This window comes from Thermodesulfomicrobium sp. WS, from assembly GCF_027925145.1.
GTDB lineage: Bacteria > Desulfobacterota > Desulfovibrionia > Desulfovibrionales > Desulfomicrobiaceae > Thermodesulfomicrobium.
In genome coordinates, this window is record NZ_AP027130.1 from 1,389,578 (window position 1) to 1,405,503 (window position 15,926).

The following is a 15,926-nucleotide window of genomic DNA, read 5'->3' on the forward strand; positions in this document are numbered from 1 at the left end:
CCTCGGCAGGTTGAGGTTAGAGGCCGTGCTCCGATGGGATCCCCGCATCGGTGAGATTTTCGAATGCCGTGTACTGACCGAAGTAGGCAAGCCGCAGGCTCCCCACAGGGCCGTTACGCTGCTTGCCAATGATGATTTCGGCGATGTTCTTGTTGGGGTTGTCTTCAGCCTTGTTGTAGGCTGCGTCGCGGTAGATGAAGACGATGACGTCGGCGTCCTGCTCGATGGCGCCGGATTCGCGCAGGTCCGAGAGCACGGGGCGTTTGTCGGAGCGTTCTTCCACTTTGCGGTTGAGCTGGGCCAGGGCCACCACCGGGATGTCCAGTTCCTTGGCCAGGGCCTTGAGGCTGCGGGAGATGTCGGAGATCTCCTGTTCGCGGGAGTCTTGGGAGCGGCTGGAGCGCATCAGTTGCAGGTAGTCCACGATCACCAGACCGATATTTTTTTCCGCCTTGAGTCGGCGGCAGCGGGCGCGGATCTCCATGGTGGACAGCGCAGGGGTGTCATCGATGAACATGGGCGCATGGGAGAGCTCGTCCGCTGCCTGATAGAGGCGGGCCCAGTCTTCGTCGTTGAGGAAACCGGTACGCAGACGCGAAAGGTCGACGCGGGCGTGGCAGCCAAGCATACGCATCATGAGCTGTTCCATGGACATCTCCAGAGAGAAGATGGCCACCGGCACCCCGTGGTGCACCGCAGCGCGCATGCCCATGTTGAGGGCGAGCGCCGTCTTGCCCATGGACGGCCGGGCAGCCACGATGATTAGGTCCGAGCGCTGGAGCCCTGCGGTCATGCGGTCGAAATCCAAGTACCCGGTAGGTACTCCGGTGATGAGCTCCCCCTGGCCGGCGCGTTTTTCGAGCTGCTCGAAGACTCGGGTGACGAGGTCTTTACTGGAGATGAAGCCCGGCCGCGTTTTGGCTTCGGCCACGGCAAAGATGCGCTGCTCGGCGTCGTCGAGGAGGCGTTCGGTGTCTTCGGCGTTTTCGAAACAGGAAGTGAGCACTTCCGCTGCGGTTTGGATGAGTCGTCGCCGTACCGCCTTGTCCCGGACGATGCCTGCATGAAAGACGGCATTGGCTCCGGAGGCCACAGCATTGGTGAGTGAGGCCAAATACACGGACCCGCCCACGGCATCCAATTGGCCATGGGAGGCAAGGTGCTCGGCCACGGTCACCAGGTCCATGGGCTGCCCGCGGCGGTAGAGATCCTCGCAGGCGGCGTAGATGGTGCGATGGGCAGGAGAGTAGAAGTCGTCGGCACAGAGGATGTCGACGAGTTGGTGGAAGAGTTCGTTGTGGAGAAAAACCCCACCCAACACGGCCTGTTCGGCCTCCAGGTTGTGCGGGGGAACTTTGCGCAAAAGCTCCGAAGACGCCGCATGCACAGCGTCCTCGGAGCGACGGGAGCTACTCGATGGCTTCCGTGGGGGCATCGGCAGCGGGCTCTTGCGCGGCAGGCTGACCCGGCTTGGCGATTTCCACCTGCAGTGTGGCGACCACCTCAGGGTGGAGTTTCACTTCCACGGTGTACAGGCCCAGGGAGCGGATGGGCTCTGCCAGGAGGATCTTGCGGCGATCCACCTCGATCCCTTGGGCCGCCAGGGCTTCGGCGATCTGGGTGCTGGTCACAGAGCCATAGAGCTTGTCGTTCTCGCCCACACGCACTTCGATGCGCACCTGGGCGGCAGCCAGCTTGTCCGCCAGTTCCTGGGCCGCGGCACGCAGGGCGTTGTTCTTGGCTTCCAGCTTTTTGCGTTCCTGTTCGAAGACCTTGAGGTTGGAAGGAGTGGCCAAAGACGCCAGTCCTTGGGGCAACAGATAGTTGCGGCCGTAGCCGGGCTTGACGGTGACGATGTCCCCCAGACGGCCCAGATTGTCCACATCGGCGCGCAGAATGACTTTCATCATGGCAGCCTCCTAGATCTTGGACTTTTTGAGCACGTCGGTGCTGTGGGTGGCGGTGTAGTAGAGCAGGGCCATCTGGCGGGCCCGCTTGATCTCCCGCGTCAGGGCGCGCTGATGCTTGGCGCAGGTCCCGGTGACGCGGCTGGCAATGATCTTGCCGCGCTCGGTGATGAAATCCGCAAGCACGTCCGGATTCTTGTAGCTCAAGGGGAGCTCGGGGTTATCGCAGAAGCGGCAGAACTTTTTGCGCGGGGCGAATTTCTTTTTGGGCTGGGACATGGGTTAGGCCTCCTGCTGGGCGGCGCCGGCCAGGCGCACGGTGATGAACTTGAGGATCCCTTCGCTGATGCGCACATTGCGCTCCAATTCGGACACCGCCGCACCCGGCATGGCCATTTCCAGACGCACGTAATGACCGCGGGTGAACTTGCGTACCGGATAGGCAGTATCCTTCATGCCCCAATCATCCACCGCCAGGACCTGTCCGCCTTCGCGCTCGATCACGGCGCCCAGGCGGTCCAGCACGGCCTGGCGCTCCTCGGAGCCCAATTCCGGGCTGAAAAGGAGCAGCTGCTCGTACCTTGTCATGATTGTCCTCCTTGTGGGTTATAGCCCGCTCCCATGGGGGGCGAGCAAGGAAAAATGGCTTGTTAGTCAGGCCTGCGGGCGACTGTCAAGGTCGTCGTCCGCGGGCTGGTCCGAGGCAATGGCGCTCGCCATCATTGCCTTGAGCCGACAGACGCCACAAAGCTCCGTCGACGTTGGCGAGCCGCAGCGGATGCAGGGGGTAAGGTCGGGGGTGCTGCGCGAGGCGAAGTGCTTGCGGCCGTGTTTGAGGAAGCCTTCGTAGAATTGGAGCTTGCGGCCCGGCTGGCGGTCTTCCAGGTCCGCCAGGAGGTGTTTGTACACCGGAAAGGTGGCCTTGGCGCTGTAGGGGCACGGGGCCGAGGCGGTCTCGATGCCGAGAAGAAAACTCAAGTTGGCGGTTTCGAATTCCGTCAGCCGGTAGAGCGGCTTGATCTTGCGCACAAAGCCTTCCTGCGCCGCGAGGACTGGTCCTTGATCGGCCAGGAAATCGGCATCCCAGCGCAGGACATTGGCCAGGAGGCGCGAGGTCTCGTCATCGAGATTGTGCCCCGTGGCGAGTACGGAAAAACCGTTTTCCAGGGCAAAGCGGTTGAAGAAATAGCGCTTGGTTTGGCCGCACACCGAGCAGATGGGACGTTTGACCCGTTGGCGTACCTGGGCCATGCCGAGGCCCATGGCTTCCATCTCGAGCACATGGAGTGCGATGCCCTGGCGGGCGCAGAAATCTTCCGTGATGCGACGGGCCACGGCAGAGGATCCCGGAATCCCCAGGTCGATGTGCAGGCCGGTCACCTGGTAGCCGAGCTCGCGCAGGATCCAGGCCAGGGACAGGGAGTCTTTGCCGCCGGAAAGGGCCACGAGGATGCGGTCTTCCGGGGTGCACATGGCATGGTCGTGGATGGCCCGCTCCACCATGCGGCGGCAAAAGAGGAGAAAACATTCCGGGCAGAAGGCCGAGTGGTGACTCGGCAGGGCCACGGCAGCGAGTTCACGACAACGCGTACATTTCATTGGTTTTTACCCCCGGGATCCCACGTCGCGCAGGATGATGGTGTCGCCGGCAGCCAGGCGCCGGTCTGCAGTGAGCAGTTCCCCTCCCCGAATGACGAGGGCTCGACCGGGCTTGCGTCCGGTTTTATGGAGCAGTTGCAGCACCGTGGTGATGCGCGGGAACGTGAGGGTACCGCCTTCGGGTTCGAGGTGGACGGTGATCATTGTCCGAGTCTCCTTGGTGCACAGGGTCGTTTTTCGCTTGGGTTCGGAAACGCTGTATGGTAAGACGGATGGCGCAGGAGGTGCCCCATGCCCACCGTACTCGTGATCGATGACGAACCCATCATCCGTATGCTCTATACGGCGGAGTTTCGCCGTCTGGGGCTGAGGGCCGAGGCCTTTGATGGCACGTCGGAAGACGTGGATGCCGTTGTAGAGCGCCTTGCGCCGGATCTCGTCGTCCTCGACATCCGTTTGGGAGAAGGGACGAGTGGTCTCGATCTTTTGCAGAGGATCCGCACCCGCTATCCCCACCTGCCGGTGGTCTTGTGTACCGCCTACGACTGCTTCCGGCACGACCTCAAATCCATCGCCGCAGATGCGTATGTGGTCAAGAGTTCGGATGTGGGCGAGCTGGTGCGGACGGTGCAAAGTCTCCTGGATCGTCCGCCATCGCGCTAGCGGACAATGAATCCCAAGACGCGCAGGCCTTTGGCCCACGGTGCCCATGGGCCGCTGCGGAATGTCGCCGTCATGGTCCTGGGATCGAAGCGGACGAGGGCATTCTGGTCCAAGTGGCATTGCCGGTCGTAGTTGGTATGGCTGATGGTGAGTGTCCAGGTGCCGTCCGTTTCCCGGCAGACCTTTTCCACGTACACGGGATGGCCGGTAAACATCTTGCGCTTGGCATTGGCTGCCAGCACCATCACCGCGCCTGCCTGAGGGGTTGAGGTGGTGTTCCCCGCTTTTTGGGCGCAGGCGAACCATCCTTCCGGGCTGGTGTTGCCGAGCTTACAGGTCATAATACCCGAGCGGCAGCGGGCGTAGATGAGGCTTTGCGGTTGGCACATCCGACCAGGACGGATGGTCTTTCCTTTTTTGTTTTTTTGGGCCGGGGCGCCCGGGACGAGGTGAAAGCAGGCTGCGTTGCTGGCCGCCTCGTGCGCCTGGGCACAGGGCAGGCAAGGGGTATCGGGCGGCATGGCGGCTCCCGTGGGGCCGGCGGGCGTTGGGACGGAGGAGGGCTCGTTCGGGAGCGCTGGTTGGCGGGGCTTTTCCGGCGTGAGCGTGGCGCAGGCCGTGCACAGCAGGAGGAATCCGAGAAAAAACGTGCGCATCACGATGCTCCTTATGCAAGGGGGAAGTTCCGTGGACGTCTCCGGGTGAGCACGGCGTTCAGCATACAAACCGCCACGGCCACGGCCACGATGGCGGCTCCCGACGTGAGGTTGGCGGCGACTGCCAGGGCCAGCCCGCTGAGAGTCACTCCCACGCAGATGAGGGTGGCGAGGATCATGGTCTGTCCCAAAGAGCGTGTATGGGTTTCGGCCACCATGGGCGGGATGGTGAAAAGCGCCATGACGAGCACGAGTCCCACCAATTGGATGAGCAGCACCACGGCCACGGCGATGAGGACCTGGAGGAGGTCGTGCATGCGCTCCACCGGGACGCCGAGGGCGCGGGCGAACTCGGTATCGAAGGACATGGCCAAAAAGTCCTTGTACCAGAAGAAGATTATGGCTGCCATCAAGAGGTCTGCGGCCGCCATGATGATCAGGTCTCGCAGGGACACCGCCAGGATGCTCCCAAAGAGGTAGCTCATCAGGTCCGCGTTGTAGCCTTCGGAAAAATCGACCAGTAAAATCCCTGCCGACATCCCGGCCGCCCAGAGTACGCCGATGAGGCTGTCGGCTCGGGCTGGGAGGCGGCGCACGATCACGGCCATGAGGAGCGCGGCGGCGATAGTGAAGACGAGGGTCACTGGCAGCACGGGCATGCCGAGAAAGATGGCCAGTCCCACCCCGCCGTAGGCAGCGTGGGATACGGCGCCGGCCAGAAACGTGCGGCGATTGACGGTGATCAAGGTGCCCACCATGCCGCAGGCAATACTTGCCAGAAGGGCGGCTGCGAGGGCGTATTGGAAGAATTGGAGATGGAGCAGCGCCGTCATGGTCGGGGAGGGTGGGATTGGTGCAAGCCCTGGAGATACTCGGAGATCGGGCAGCTGGCCCCGTGCTCTCCATACATGAGCGTGAGCATGGCCGCGTCGAGGCGACGACGCTGGATGATGCGGCGATTGACCACGGCAACGCTCGTGACACTGCTGGCCGTGGCCACGAGATCGTGGCTCACCACGATCACCGTGTGCTGCGGCACAAGGCTGGCAAAGAGGTCGAAAAGACACACCTTGCCGTGCGGATCCACATTGGCCGTGGGTTCATCACAGAGCACCAGCTTGGGGGCGGCCACGAGGGCCCGGGCCACCAGGGTGCGCTGCTTTTGCCCCCCAGAGAGGGCGTCGAAGCGTTTGCGGGCCTCGTGTTCCATGCCCACCTGCTTGAGGGCCGTCATGGCCCGGTCCTTGTCTTCTGCCCGGTAACCGGGGGTGCGGCGGCCTTCACGGGGAAGGCCCATGAGCACGGTTTCCAGCACCGTGATGGGAAAATGGGGCTGAAAGGCAGCGTGCTGGGGGACGTAGCCGATGCTTGTCTGCCGCTTGCGGGGACTTTCTCCGCAGACGTGAATCGTGCCCTCCTGGGGGGAGAGCACCCCGAGGATGAGCTTGATCAACGTGGTTTTGCCCCCGCCATTGGGGCCCACCACCGCCACATAGTCGCCGGGCATGACGGTAAAGTCGATGTCTTCCAGTACGGGCTCGGCGTCGTAAGCAAAGGTGACATGCTGGAATGCGACGATGGGGGCGGCGGAAACCATAGGCGCCCGCCTAGTGGTTTCCACCGCTTCTGGCAAGATACGTCCTTGCGTCAACGCAGGGCCTTGGCGATGGCGTGCGCGGCGCGTTCGAGATTGGCGCTGAGGTCCGGGGCGAGGGGATCGAGGGTGACCACGCTGCCCCCAATTTCCCGGGCCACAGTTTGAGCCGCCTTGGAGGAGATCTGCGGCTGGACGAAGATCACTTGGGCGCCTGTGGCGCGGGCCATGCGCACCGTGGCTGCAAGCTGCCGGGGGCTCGGCTCTTTGCCGTGGACCTCGATGGGGATTTGCCGCAGTCCATAGGCGCGGGCAAAATATCCCCAGGCGGGGTGAAACACGAGAAAGGCGCGGCGATCTTCCGGGATGGGGGCAAGGAGCGTGCGGATGGAGGCGTCCAACTGGGTGAGGCGTTCCTGGTAGGCTTTGTGGTTGGCGCCAAATTCCGCACCATGGTCCGGGTCCAGGGCGGTCAGGGCGTCGCGAATCTTTTCGCTCATGTGCGCCACGAGCATGGGGTCGAGCCAGATGTGCGGATCGGGCATGCCTTCCGGATGGGCTTCGGCGTGGTGGCCGTGATCTCCCTCGTGGTCATCGTGGTGGGCAGGCATGGGGATCCGCTCGATGCCGGACCAGAGTTCGAGCACGGTTATCTGCGGGTTGGCGCTGCGAAAACGCGGCACCCACACCGTGTCGAAGACGTCGCCGACGCTACAGTAGAGCCGAGCCTGGGCCACAGCGGCCATTTGCATGGGCTTGGGCTCGTAGGTATGCAGCGAAGCGCCAGGGGGCACGAGGACCGTGACGGACACGTGACTGCCGCCCACTGCTTGGACGATCTCCGCCAGCGGCGCTATGGGAACCACCACAGAAAGGGCGGCGCTGGCGGAAAGAGGCATGAGGCATACGAGAAGCGTCGCGAAATATCGCCAAACCATGATTCCTCCGAGGCCGAAACGTTAGATGCATCTTGGCTATGCAAAACAGGGCGTTCTGCCAAGGGAAGAGGAGAACCAGATGCTGCAATGGCAGGTGGATGCCGACCGGTGTGTGGGGTGTGGAGAGTGCGTCACCGAGTGTCCCGTGGGGATCATCGAGCTGCGTGATGGCGTGGCCGGGATCTTGCCCCACCGGGAAAAGGCGTGCCTCCAATGTCAGCATTGTCTGGCGGTGTGTCCGGTAGGGGCGTTTTCCGTGGCAGGGGTGCAGCCGGACACCTGCCCGCCTTTGGGGGAGCTCCCCGCTCCGGAGGCCATGGAGCGGCTCCTTCGGCAGCGTCGCTCCTGCCGGCGTTTTGTCCAAAAACCGGTGGAGCCGGCGCTTTTTCAGCGTCTCGTGGAGGCCCTGGCCTATGCACCGACCGGGAAAAACGTCCGCGCCACGCGCTTTACGGTGGTGGACGATGCCGCGGTCATGGAGCGCTTGCGGCGCACGGTCATGGAGGGCGTTGCCCGGGCTGCGGCGGAAAATACCTTGCCGGAGGGCCTTGCATTTTTTGCCGCCTTGGCCCGGCGCTTTGCCGAGGGCCAGGACCTCGTGTTTCGTCAGGCGCCGCACATGATCATTGCCTCGAGCCCCAAGGGCGGACCCTCTCCTGAGGCGGATGTGTATATCGCCCTCGCCCAGGTGGAGCTTTTGGCCCAAAGCTTGGGTCTTGGGACATTGTGGTGCGGCTTTGCCACCTGGGCCGTCCAGGCGGTGGTGCCCCAAGTGGCGCAAAGCCTGGGCATCCCCGAAGACCATGTCATGTATGCCATGCTGCTCGGCTATCCGGCGGTGCGCTTTCAGCGCGCCGTCAACCGCGAGATCCGCCACACCTTTCGGGTGACCTCGGATTTGCACAGCCAGCCGTGGTGAACGGGCGCCCCGGAAAGGGGCGCCTTCTGCTTCTTACTGTTGCACCAAGGCGTCCCGGTGCTGGGTGTAGATGTCCTTGAAGCTGATGTAGGGGTCAAAGGCGTCGGCCTTGGCCTGTTGGTATTCGTCGAAGTACTGGGACAGGGCATTGGCGCGGTCGTGGATGCGCATGGGCACTGCGGCGTCCGCCAGAGGTTGGGCCCAGAAGAAGGGGTGGGCGAAATTGTCCGCCACCATCCCTACGGTGTCACGCACACTGGTGGGCCCGAGGAAGGGAAGGACCAGATAGGCGCCGTACCCCGCTCCTGCGTGCCCCAAGGTCTGCCCGAAGTCTTCCGGCGAGGGGTTGAGCCAGGCGATGTTGCGGGTCACGTCGAAGAGGCCCAAGGTTCCAAAGGTGGTGTTGAGGACAAAGCGCACCACTTCGGCAATGGCCTTGTCCACCTTGAGCTGGAGGATATCGTTGGCCACCCGCACTGGAGTTGCGAGGTTGCGGTAGAAGTTGCCGAAGCCGTTGCGCACGTCCTGCGGGAAGACGCCCACGTACACCGTGCGCACCGGGCCGAAGACATCGGTGATGAACCAGTCGTTGAAGCGGAACATGGCCCGGTTGAAGGGTTCCAGGGGGTCCGGGATGGGCTGCTCTTCTGGGAACGCCGTGTCCGGGGCAGGGGCGTGCTTGGCGGCACACGCCCCAAGCATCAAAGCCACGAGGAGCATCACGGTGAGCTTACTGAGTCGAGCCATGGACTTTCTCCTTGAGGATGTGGATGAGATATTGGGGGGGATTCGACTGTAAGATGCTTTGGAACTGCGTGCGGAAGTTGCGCACCAGACTGATATTTTCCACCGTCACATCAAAGGCCCGCCAGCCGTTTGTATCCTGGATGAGGGCAATTTCTACCCGCAGCGGGCCTTTATCCGTGGCAACGGTCAGCGCGACTTCCGCTTGGGTGGGGGATTGGAGGATTTCCTGATCGTAGGTGATGCCGCTGTGGTTGTAGGCATCGAGCTTATCGAGATAGGTCTGCTTGATGAGCTCGAGAAAAAGCTGGGTGAACTCCTGCTGCTCAGCTTCTGAGAGCATGCGCCAACGTTGCCCGAGGGCGCGGCGGGCCAGTTCCGTGGCGTTGAAAAAGGCATCCGTAATGCGGGAGAGCTCAGCGTAGCGCTGGCTGCGCCGCGCCTCTCCCCGGAGATCCGGGTTTTCCAGCACGGCAACCACGCGTTCCACATTTTCCCGCACAAAGGCGAGGGGGGAGGTTTCGGCCCACACGCATGCAGGGATCAGCCACGTGGCGAGCACCACGAGTATAGCGGCGCGGTTTTTCATTGTTTCACACTCCCAAACACATACTTGGAGACCATTTCTTCGATGTCCAGAGCGGATTTGGTGTCCAGGATGGATCCACCGTCCGAAAGATTCTTGTCATCCGCTCCCGGGATGATCTGCACATACTTGTCGCCGATGAGTCCGCTGGTCTTGATGGCGGCGGAAGAATCCGTGGGGATACGGATGGCGTTGTGGATCTGCATGACGACGCGGGCCTGGTAGAACTGCTCTTGGTCGAGTTGGATGTCCGCGACTTTTCCCACCGGCACGCCGGAGATCTCCACGGTGCTGCCCACGCGCAGTCCGCTCACGGAGCCGAAATGCGCGAAGATGGTATACATACCCCGGGCGAAAAGGGTGGTGTTGCCCAAAGTGAGGGTGAGGTATCCGGCGGCGAGGAGCCCCAGCAGGACGAAGATTCCGACGACAGTATACAACGTGGATTTTTTCATAACGAGAAGCCTCGGGCTGCGACCAGGGCGTTGTGGATTTGGTGGAGGGGATGGATATCGGTGCGCAGAGGGGCGGCTGCGACCACGAAGGTCAGCCGACGCCGGCCGGACAAGGTCCCCAAGGAGCAGGCCGTCGGACACGCACTTACCGTCATGGCCACCTGACGGACAAGCGCTTCTTCCGTGGCCTGTGGTGCGTGGACCAGACAGGCGAGGCTCTCGGGGCCGACTCGAAAGACGCCGCCCCCGCCCACGGGAGCCTGCTGCAGGGTGCGCGCGACCTCCTGCAAGCAGGCAAAGGCCGCTACGTGACCGCGGTAATCGCGTATCTCCCGCAAGCCTTGCAGGCGCACGCTCACGAGCCACAGGTCCGGCTGCCCCTGGACCGCCTGGGCCTGGGTCACGAAGGCGGCGCGGCTGCCTAAGCCCATCAACTCCTCGGTGAGGATGCCTTGGCCGTCGAGATAAGGACGCAAGGCAGGAGATGCGTGTCTTTCAAGCTCCAAAGGAGTCCCGGAGAAGATCACCTGACCGTCATCGAGGATGCGCACGGCCTGGGCCACGAAAAAGATGTCCGGCACGTCGTGGGTGATGATGACCGCGGTAAAGCCCAAGCGGGCATGGTACTGGGCGATCATGGTGAGCACCGTGTTCTTGCGCAGCGGGTCCAGACCGGTAGTGGGTTCGTCGAAGAAGATGACTTCGGGCCGGGTGATCAGGGCCCGTGCTAGGGCCACGCGTTTTTGCATCCCTCCGGACAGGGCCTTGGGGTATTGATTGATGGCGGAAGCGATGTCGAGCTGCTCGCACACCTCGAGCACCCGGGCGGCGCGCTCCTTGGGTTTGCCCTCGCCGCGCTCGCGCAAGGGGAGTTCGATGTTCTCGAACACCGTCAGCGAGTCGAACAGGGCATTGTTTTGGAACATGTAGCTCAGTCGCCGTTTGACCTCCCCGAATTGGGCCCGGGACATGCGGTTGTAGGCTTGCCCTTGAAAGAAGATTTCCCCTGCGTCCGGGCGCAAGAGGCCGATGGCGTGTTTGACGAGCACGCTCTTGCCGGTGCCGCTTTTGCCGATGATGGCGGTGATGGCGTTTTGTGGGATATCGAGACTGATGCCGTCGAGAACGACTTTCTCGCCAAAGGCCTTGCGGACGTTTTCGAAGCGGATGAGGGGCTCTGCCATGGCGCACACTACATGAGGAAAGAGGTAATGGCGTAGTCCGCCATGAGCACGTACACGCACGACTGCACCACCGCCGAGGTGGTGGAGGCGCTCACCCCCCGCGCCCCGGCGCTGTCCCGGCGCAGATGGGTGTGAAATCCGCAATAGCAGCAGACACTCATGACCAAAAAGCCAAAGACTACCGCCTTGATGAACCCGCCGGAGATATCGGAGAGCACCAAGGTGGATTGGATCTTGCTGAAGTAGATGCCTGCCCGCGAAGAGAGCAGGTGCGCCGCCAGGTAGCCGCCGAAGATGCCTACCACGTCGAAGACCGCGGTGAGCAGAGGAAAGGCGGCAAGGGCCGCCACCAGGCGGGGGGTGACCAAATGGCGCACAGGATCGATATCCATGGTCTCCAGGGCGTCGATCTGTTCTGAGATGCGCATGATGCCCAGCTCCGCAGCCGTACTGGAGCCTGCCCGCGCCACCACCATGATGGCGGTGAGCACCGGCCCAAGTTCACGCACCAAAGACAGCGCCACCACCGTGCCTAGGGCCCCTTCGGCGCTGAATTTGATGAGCGTGTAGTACCCTTGGAGCCCCAGGACCATACCGGTAAAAAGCGCCACCAGGGCGACGATCCCCAAGGACCCCGCGCCAATGAACGCCACTTGGGCGACGATCTTTCCCCACAGCCGCTGCGGTCGCAACGGTTGCAGGAGGGCGTGAAGGCAGAACAGGGCGTAGCGGCCCAGATGCTCCACGAGAAATACAGTCCCCGCGCCGAGGCGGGAGAGGAAATTCGGCATGATAGTTGTTCTCAAGGCTCGTATGGCGTTCCGATGGCAAGCGCGGTGCGTATCGCTGTTTTTGGACGATGCCAAGCAGGCAGTAGATGGGGTTCAGAGGAGCTGGTAACTGCTTATGCTTACTGGGGCGGCAAGACTGGGGAGCACGCGCTCAAGGAGCACCCCTTCACGTTCCGGCGCACCGTGCCCGAAAGTGGCGCGAATGGCTAGGGCCACGAAGTGCACGGCTCGGTCCAGGGCAATGGGGAGAGAATCACCCTGGAGCAGGGCGCCGGTGAGTACGCTCGCAAACATGTCTCCGGTGCCTGGATAACTGGCCGGCACATAGTCGCATTCCACCCTCCAGAATTTGTCCGTGCGGCGGTCGTACGCCACGGTTTGGGTGCGATCTGGGGCCGCGGCGGGAAGTCCCGTGAGCACCACCCAGCAGGGGCCCGTGACCGCCAGGCGCCTTGCCCAATCCTTGATGACCTGTGTGGGCAAGGCAGAAACCATGTCTAGGGGTTCGCCAAGGAGCAGCGCGGCCTCGGTGACGTTAGGAGTAATCACGTGGGCATGGGCAGCGAGTTTGCGCATGCCGGCCACCATAGCCTCGTCCATGGTAGGATAGAGGGCGCCGTTGTCTCCGAGCACCGGATCCACCACGATGAGGGCGTCTTTCCCCACCGTGGCGCAGGCTTCCTGGACGATGCGGATTTGCTCTGGGGATCCGAGAAATCCCGAGTAGATGGCGGCAAAGCGCAGTTCCAATCGCTGCCAATGGGCGAGGATGGCCGCCATGTCCTCGGTGAGGTCGCGAAAATGAAAGCCGGTGAAGCCCCCGGTATGGGTGGAGAGCAGCGCCGTGGGCAGGGCGCACACCTGGAAGCCCAGGGACGACAAAATGGGAATGGCGGCTGCCAGGGAGCCGCCGCCAAAGCCCGAGAGGTCATGAATGGCGGCTATTCGCCGCACTGCCGTGGGGACCGGAGGCTTCATCGGTCGTTGACTGCATCCACGAGCCCTTTGCCTGCCTTGAAGAAGGGCAGTCGCTTGGGTCGTACTTCCACGGTCTCGCCGGTTTTGGGATTGCGGCCCGTGTAACCGTCGTAGTGCTTGATCTTGAAGCTGCCAAACCCCCGGAGCTCTACACGGTCGCCGCGGAGCATAGCCTCGCGCACAGCCTCAAAAAAGGTTTCCACAGTCATGGTGGCCTCGTCATGGGTAATACCCGCGCGCTCCGCCAGGGCTTGGATGAGATCGCTCTTGTTCATGACAACTCCTTACAACTCCTTGGAACACGGGTTGAGATTATGCATTGAGGGATGCCACGAGTTCGCGCAATGCCCCCACCTGCTGCGCAAGGTCGCTCACGGCCTGCGCGGATTGGGTCATGGCCTGGGCTGCTTCGCTGGCGATGGTGGAAATCTCCGCCACCGAGCGGTTGACCTCTTCCGAGGTGGCGGATTGTTCCTCCGCAGCCGTGGCGATGGAAGTGATCTGGCTCATGGATACTTCCGCAATGCGGGCAATGGCCATCAGCGCTTCCCCCGCCTTGGTCAGCAATTGATGGGTGTTCTCCACCGCTTGAGATACTTGAGCCATGCTGTGGACGTTATGACTCACTCCCGAGGTGATGGCCTCGATGGATTGGGTGACCTGACCGGTGGCCGCCATAGTGCGCTCGGCGAGCTTGCGGACTTCGTCCGCCACCACGGCGAACCCCCGGCCCGCGTCTCCGGCTCGGGCCGCCTCGATGGCGGCGTTGAGGGCCAACAGGTTGGTCTGATCGGCAATATCGGCGATGACGTCCACAATGGAGCGAATGTCTGCAGCCTTGGATCCGAGGGCGTTGATCTCTTGGGCGAGCGCTGCAGATCGCTCGCGCACTGCCGCCATGGCCTCGATGACCCGCTCCACGGCCTGGTTGCCCTCGTGGCTTTTCTCCTGCACCTCTTGCGAGCCGCGCACGGCTTCGGCTGCGTGTTTGGCCACTTCGAGCACCGTGGCGTTCATCTCTTCCATGGCCGTGGCTGCTGCCGCAGTGCGGTCGCGCTGCACCTCGGTACCGCGAGACACCTGCTCCACCTGGGCGGCCAGCTCGTCGGTGGCGGTGGCGATGTGCTGGGTCAGGGAATCCACTTGTCCTGCCACGGCCAGCAGCCGCTTTTGGCTCGCCTCGATGGCCTCCTTGGCCCCAACGATGTCCGTGAGGTCCATCCAGATGGAGGAGGAGCCCAAAAAATTGCCGTCGAGATCGAACAGGGGAGTGCAGTCGATGCGCACGTGGATGGTTTTTCCGGTGCGAGTGGTCAACGTCCGCTCCACACCCAAGCGCGCTTGGCGATCCTTGGCCACCTGCGCGGCAACGCTCTCTCCGGGCGCATCGCCGAAGATGAGACGATTGACGTCTTTGCCCTCCCAGTCTTCAGGGGCGCCGGGGATTTCTAAAACGTCGAGCATGGCTTGGTTGCAGCGTACGACCTTGGCATTGGGGCCGCAGATGACGTTCGGTACTTTGATGGATTCGATCACCCCTTGGGTAAAGCCCATGCGCTCTTTGATGGTCGCGGCCATGCGGTGGATGGCGTCGGCAGTGGCGCCGATGGCGTCCCGAGCGCCGTAGTCGATGTGCACATCGTACTGTCCACTGGCGATATCTTCAGCAGCTGCAGCCATGCGTCGGATGGGGGCAAGGAGCAGGGGGACGAGTAGCAGCAAGGTGCCAAAGGCAAGGAGGGCTGCTGCAGCCATGCCCATACCCGCAGATTGGAGGATTTCTCGGTCAAGGCCGTGCAAGGTCTCAGCCGCAGTCATGGTGAAGAAAATATCCCAGCCAACGGCTGACACGGAGCGTTTGCCCGCGATCTTCGCTTCCCCATCCCAACGATATTCGACGATGCCATCACTGGCTGCTGCAAGCTGGGCTGCCGCAGGGATGGACTCCGCCGCTGGGCGGCCCATCAGTTCCTTGCGCGGATGGTAGACGAGGATCCCCTGGGCATCGATGATGAATGGGTAGCCTTTGCCCTGGATAGAGGTGCGATCCAACACCTGGAGGAGCTCTGGAGTGAGTACGCGCTTGCCCGTGAGTAGCGCGCCGACCACCCGGCCTTCCCAAAATATGGGGCGGTATTCCACCAAACGGAACACTCCGTCGATAACCTCTTCGCCCTCCACAGGGCGCCCTTCCGCCAAAGACTTGGCGGCATAGGTATTGGTGAGGGGCTCGCCTACAGGCCGTCTTCCCTGCACCTCGCGGTTGGTGGATACCATAACGAACCCGCTGGGGGTGCGGGCGTAGATGCTCGCCAGGGTATCGTATTGGAGACGGATGCGGTCTGTCACCAAGAACGCGGCGTCGTAATTGGGGCCTACGGCGCCCGGATCGATCAGGGTCTGGGCAGCATCGGAAGTGGCCTTGAGCCGGGCGCGGGTGCTCTCCACATACAGACGGACGGAGCCAGCTAGTTGGTCCACCATGTTTTGGGACATGGCCTCGCCGAGGCGTACGGCGCCATCGCGCACGTGCACGAAGATGATGGTGGACGACAGGGCCACGGCGGCCAGCATGAGCGCACCCACCACGCTTTGGAGTTTGAGTTGGAAAGGGAATCTACGGGACATCAATCCCTCCGGATACGCAGTGATTCCGTGCTTCGTTGCCGTAATCTGGTGAAAAAAACAAGTCTTTTGTGGATTCCGATGGGAAAAGCGCTATTTTTTGCGGTTCCGCAAAAGCAGAATACGAGTCCCTGCGGCGAGAAGTCCGCAGATGACGGCGAGAAAAAAGGCCTTGGCTGGCTCGTAGCCGAACCAGCGGGCGATCATCCCGAGGGCGCCGCCCACGAGGATGCCGCGCAACAGGATTTGCCGGGGGGCGTCACGGTGTTCGTCGTGCATGGTAGTTC

21 protein-coding genes are annotated in these 15,926 nt (G+C 62.5%); 2 read left to right on the forward strand and 19 right to left on the reverse strand.

Annotated elements, in window-relative coordinates; genetic code table 11:
• Nucleotides 1-16: 16 nt before the first annotated feature.
• The 6 genes from dnaB to QMF81_RS06755 form a co-directional block, all read right to left on the reverse strand.
• Entirely contained in the window at nt 17-1,435 is a 1,419-nt protein-coding gene (gene dnaB, locus QMF81_RS06730; RefSeq protein ID WP_281749978.1) for a replicative DNA helicase, read from the reverse strand.
• Nucleotides 1,410-1,907 (reverse strand): 50S ribosomal protein L9, encoded by a 498-nt coding sequence (gene rplI / locus QMF81_RS06735; RefSeq protein WP_281752943.1) that lies wholly within the window; start codon nt 1,905-1,907, stop codon nt 1,410-1,412. The genes dnaB and rplI overlap by 26 nt, the downstream gene beginning before the upstream one ends.
• Nucleotides 1,908-1,919: 12 nt before the next feature.
• The gene (gene rpsR, locus QMF81_RS06740) at nt 1,920-2,186 is read right to left on the reverse strand and encodes a 30S ribosomal protein S18 (RefSeq protein WP_281749979.1); all 267 of its coding nucleotides are present in this window, start codon (nt 2,184-2,186) and stop codon (nt 1,920-1,922) included.
• Between the two features lie 3 nt (nt 2,187-2,189).
• A complete protein-coding gene (rpsF, locus tag QMF81_RS06745) occupies nt 2,190-2,495 on the reverse strand; it encodes a 30S ribosomal protein S6 (RefSeq protein WP_281749980.1) in 306 nt (101 codons plus the stop codon).
• A 66-nt stretch (nt 2,496-2,561) separates the two neighbouring features.
• Nucleotides 2,562-3,506, reverse strand: a complete 945-nt coding sequence (locus QMF81_RS06750; protein ID WP_281749981.1) for an ATP-binding protein — start codon at nt 3,504-3,506, stop codon at nt 2,562-2,564.
• Between the two features lie 6 nt (nt 3,507-3,512).
• Nucleotides 3,513-3,710 (reverse strand): hypothetical protein, encoded by a 198-nt coding sequence (locus QMF81_RS06755; protein ID WP_281749982.1) that lies wholly within the window; start codon nt 3,708-3,710, stop codon nt 3,513-3,515.
• An 87-nt stretch (nt 3,711-3,797) separates the two neighbouring features.
• On the opposite strand from QMF81_RS06755, the gene QMF81_RS06760 reads away from it, so the two are divergent.
• Nucleotides 3,798-4,169 carry a response regulator gene (locus QMF81_RS06760; protein ID WP_281749983.1) on the forward strand — a complete coding sequence of 124 codons (372 nt, stop codon included), beginning with the start codon at nt 3,798-3,800 and terminating at the stop codon, nt 4,167-4,169.
• Here the strand turns inward: QMF81_RS06760 and QMF81_RS06765 are convergent.
• Genes QMF81_RS06765 through QMF81_RS06780 form a run of 4 tightly spaced genes read right to left on the reverse strand, consistent with a single transcriptional unit; the run spans nt 4,166 to nt 7,357 of the window.
• Complete coding sequence (locus QMF81_RS06765; RefSeq protein ID WP_281749984.1) at nt 4,166-4,825, reverse strand: hypothetical protein; 660 nt, start codon at nt 4,823-4,825, stop codon at nt 4,166-4,168. The genes QMF81_RS06760 and QMF81_RS06765 overlap by 4 nt on opposite strands.
• 11 nt (nt 4,826-4,836) lie before the next feature.
• Nucleotides 4,837-5,658, reverse strand: coding sequence for a metal ABC transporter permease (locus QMF81_RS06770; RefSeq protein ID WP_281749985.1), 822 nt, complete (start codon nt 5,656-5,658; stop codon nt 4,837-4,839).
• Complete coding sequence (locus tag QMF81_RS06775) at nt 5,655-6,422, reverse strand: ABC transporter ATP-binding protein (protein WP_281749986.1); 768 nt, start codon at nt 6,420-6,422, stop codon at nt 5,655-5,657. Before QMF81_RS06775 ends, QMF81_RS06770 begins: the two co-directional genes overlap by 4 nt.
• Before the next feature lie 50 nt (nt 6,423-6,472).
• Complete coding sequence (locus QMF81_RS06780; protein ID WP_281749987.1) at nt 6,473-7,357, reverse strand: zinc ABC transporter substrate-binding protein; 885 nt, start codon at nt 7,355-7,357, stop codon at nt 6,473-6,475.
• 25 nt (nt 7,358-7,382) lie between these two features.
• On the opposite strand from QMF81_RS06780, the gene QMF81_RS06785 reads away from it, so the two are divergent.
• On the forward strand, nt 7,383-8,276 hold the full coding sequence (locus QMF81_RS06785; RefSeq protein WP_281749989.1) for a nitroreductase family protein: 894 nt from the start codon (nt 7,383-7,385) through the stop codon (nt 8,274-8,276).
• 33 nt (nt 8,277-8,309) lie between these two features.
• On the opposite strand, the gene QMF81_RS06790 is transcribed toward QMF81_RS06785, so the two are convergent.
• From QMF81_RS06790 to QMF81_RS06830, 9 genes are all read right to left on the reverse strand, one after another.
• Nucleotides 8,310-9,023, reverse strand: a complete 714-nt coding sequence (locus QMF81_RS06790; protein WP_281749990.1) for a VacJ family lipoprotein — start codon at nt 9,021-9,023, stop codon at nt 8,310-8,312.
• Entirely contained in the window at nt 9,007-9,609 is a 603-nt protein-coding gene (locus QMF81_RS06795; protein ID WP_281749992.1) for an ABC transporter substrate-binding protein, read from the reverse strand. Before QMF81_RS06795 ends, QMF81_RS06790 begins: the two co-directional genes overlap by 17 nt.
• Nucleotides 9,606-10,046 carry an outer membrane lipid asymmetry maintenance protein MlaD gene (gene mlaD / locus QMF81_RS06800; RefSeq protein ID WP_348772167.1) on the reverse strand — a complete coding sequence of 147 codons (441 nt, stop codon included), beginning with the start codon at nt 10,044-10,046 and terminating at the stop codon, nt 9,606-9,608. Before mlaD ends, QMF81_RS06795 begins: the two co-directional genes overlap by 4 nt.
• An 11-nt stretch (nt 10,047-10,057) precedes the next feature.
• Nucleotides 10,058-11,245: an ATP-binding cassette domain-containing protein gene (locus QMF81_RS06805; protein WP_281749994.1), complete on the reverse strand. Its 1,188-nt coding sequence runs from the start codon at nt 11,243-11,245 to the stop codon at nt 10,058-10,060.
• Nucleotides 11,246-11,253: 8 nt separating this feature from the next.
• Complete coding sequence (locus QMF81_RS06810) at nt 11,254-12,036, reverse strand: ABC transporter permease (RefSeq protein ID WP_281749995.1); 783 nt, start codon at nt 12,034-12,036, stop codon at nt 11,254-11,256.
• A gap of 93 nt (nt 12,037-12,129) precedes the next feature.
• Nucleotides 12,130-13,014, reverse strand: coding sequence for a pyridoxamine kinase (locus QMF81_RS06815; protein WP_281749997.1), 885 nt, complete (start codon nt 13,012-13,014; stop codon nt 12,130-12,132).
• Nucleotides 13,011-13,289: an HU family DNA-binding protein gene (locus tag QMF81_RS06820; protein WP_281749998.1), complete on the reverse strand. Its 279-nt coding sequence runs from the start codon at nt 13,287-13,289 to the stop codon at nt 13,011-13,013. Before QMF81_RS06820 ends, QMF81_RS06815 begins: the two co-directional genes overlap by 4 nt.
• Nucleotides 13,290-13,326: 37 nt before the next feature.
• Complete coding sequence (locus QMF81_RS06825) at nt 13,327-15,642, reverse strand: methyl-accepting chemotaxis protein (RefSeq protein ID WP_281749999.1); 2,316 nt, start codon at nt 15,640-15,642, stop codon at nt 13,327-13,329.
• A 90-nt stretch (nt 15,643-15,732) separates the two neighbouring features.
• Nucleotides 15,733-15,918: a hypothetical protein gene (locus QMF81_RS06830; RefSeq protein ID WP_281750001.1), complete on the reverse strand. Its 186-nt coding sequence runs from the start codon at nt 15,916-15,918 to the stop codon at nt 15,733-15,735.
• Nucleotides 15,919-15,926: the final 8 nt, after the last annotated feature.

What these genes read in the sequence shown, in the direction of transcription:
- QMF81_RS06785 (WP_281749989.1), top strand. Translation starts at nt 7,383, where the DNA reads ATGCATCTTGGCTATGCAAAACAGGGCGTTCTGCCAAGGGAAGAGGAG.
- QMF81_RS06825 (WP_281749999.1), bottom strand. Translation starts at nt 15,642, where the DNA reads ATGTCCCGTAGATTCCCTTTCCAACTCAAACTCCAAAGCGTGGTGGGT.
- QMF81_RS06750 (WP_281749981.1), bottom strand. Translation starts at nt 3,506, where the DNA reads ATGAAATGTACGCGTTGTCGTGAACTCGCTGCCGTGGCCCTGCCGAGT.
- rpsF (WP_281749980.1), bottom strand. Translation starts at nt 2,495, where the DNA reads ATGACAAGGTACGAGCAGCTGCTCCTTTTCAGCCCGGAATTGGGCTCC.
- rplI (WP_281752943.1), bottom strand. Translation starts at nt 1,907, where the DNA reads ATGAAAGTCATTCTGCGCGCCGATGTGGACAATCTGGGCCGTCTGGGG.
- QMF81_RS06815 (WP_281749997.1), bottom strand. Translation starts at nt 13,014, where the DNA reads ATGAAGCCTCCGGTCCCCACGGCAGTGCGGCGAATAGCCGCCATTCAT.
- QMF81_RS06820 (WP_281749998.1), bottom strand. Translation starts at nt 13,289, where the DNA reads ATGAACAAGAGCGATCTCATCCAAGCCCTGGCGGAGCGCGCGGGTATT.
- QMF81_RS06775 (WP_281749986.1), bottom strand. Translation starts at nt 6,422, where the DNA reads ATGGTTTCCGCCGCCCCCATCGTCGCATTCCAGCATGTCACCTTTGCT.
- QMF81_RS06805 (WP_281749994.1), bottom strand. Translation starts at nt 11,245, where the DNA reads ATGGCAGAGCCCCTCATCCGCTTCGAAAACGTCCGCAAGGCCTTTGGC.
- QMF81_RS06830 (WP_281750001.1), bottom strand. Translation starts at nt 15,918, where the DNA reads ATGCACGACGAACACCGTGACGCCCCCCGGCAAATCCTGTTGCGCGGC.
- QMF81_RS06795 (WP_281749992.1), bottom strand. Translation starts at nt 9,609, where the DNA reads ATGAAAAACCGCGCCGCTATACTCGTGGTGCTCGCCACGTGGCTGATC.
- QMF81_RS06790 (WP_281749990.1), bottom strand. Translation starts at nt 9,023, where the DNA reads ATGGCTCGACTCAGTAAGCTCACCGTGATGCTCCTCGTGGCTTTGATG.
- QMF81_RS06780 (WP_281749987.1), bottom strand. Translation starts at nt 7,357, where the DNA reads ATGGTTTGGCGATATTTCGCGACGCTTCTCGTATGCCTCATGCCTCTT.
- QMF81_RS06770 (WP_281749985.1), bottom strand. Translation starts at nt 5,658, where the DNA reads ATGACGGCGCTGCTCCATCTCCAATTCTTCCAATACGCCCTCGCAGCC.
- rpsR (WP_281749979.1), bottom strand. Translation starts at nt 2,186, where the DNA reads ATGTCCCAGCCCAAAAAGAAATTCGCCCCGCGCAAAAAGTTCTGCCGC.
- QMF81_RS06755 (WP_281749982.1), bottom strand. Translation starts at nt 3,710, where the DNA reads ATGATCACCGTCCACCTCGAACCCGAAGGCGGTACCCTCACGTTCCCG.
- QMF81_RS06765 (WP_281749984.1), bottom strand. Translation starts at nt 4,825, where the DNA reads ATGCGCACGTTTTTTCTCGGATTCCTCCTGCTGTGCACGGCCTGCGCC.
- dnaB (WP_281749978.1), bottom strand. Translation starts at nt 1,435, where the DNA reads ATGCCCCCACGGAAGCCATCGAGTAGCTCCCGTCGCTCCGAGGACGCT.
- QMF81_RS06760 (WP_281749983.1), top strand. Translation starts at nt 3,798, where the DNA reads ATGCCCACCGTACTCGTGATCGATGACGAACCCATCATCCGTATGCTC.
- QMF81_RS06810 (WP_281749995.1), bottom strand. Translation starts at nt 12,036, where the DNA reads ATGCCGAATTTCCTCTCCCGCCTCGGCGCGGGGACTGTATTTCTCGTG.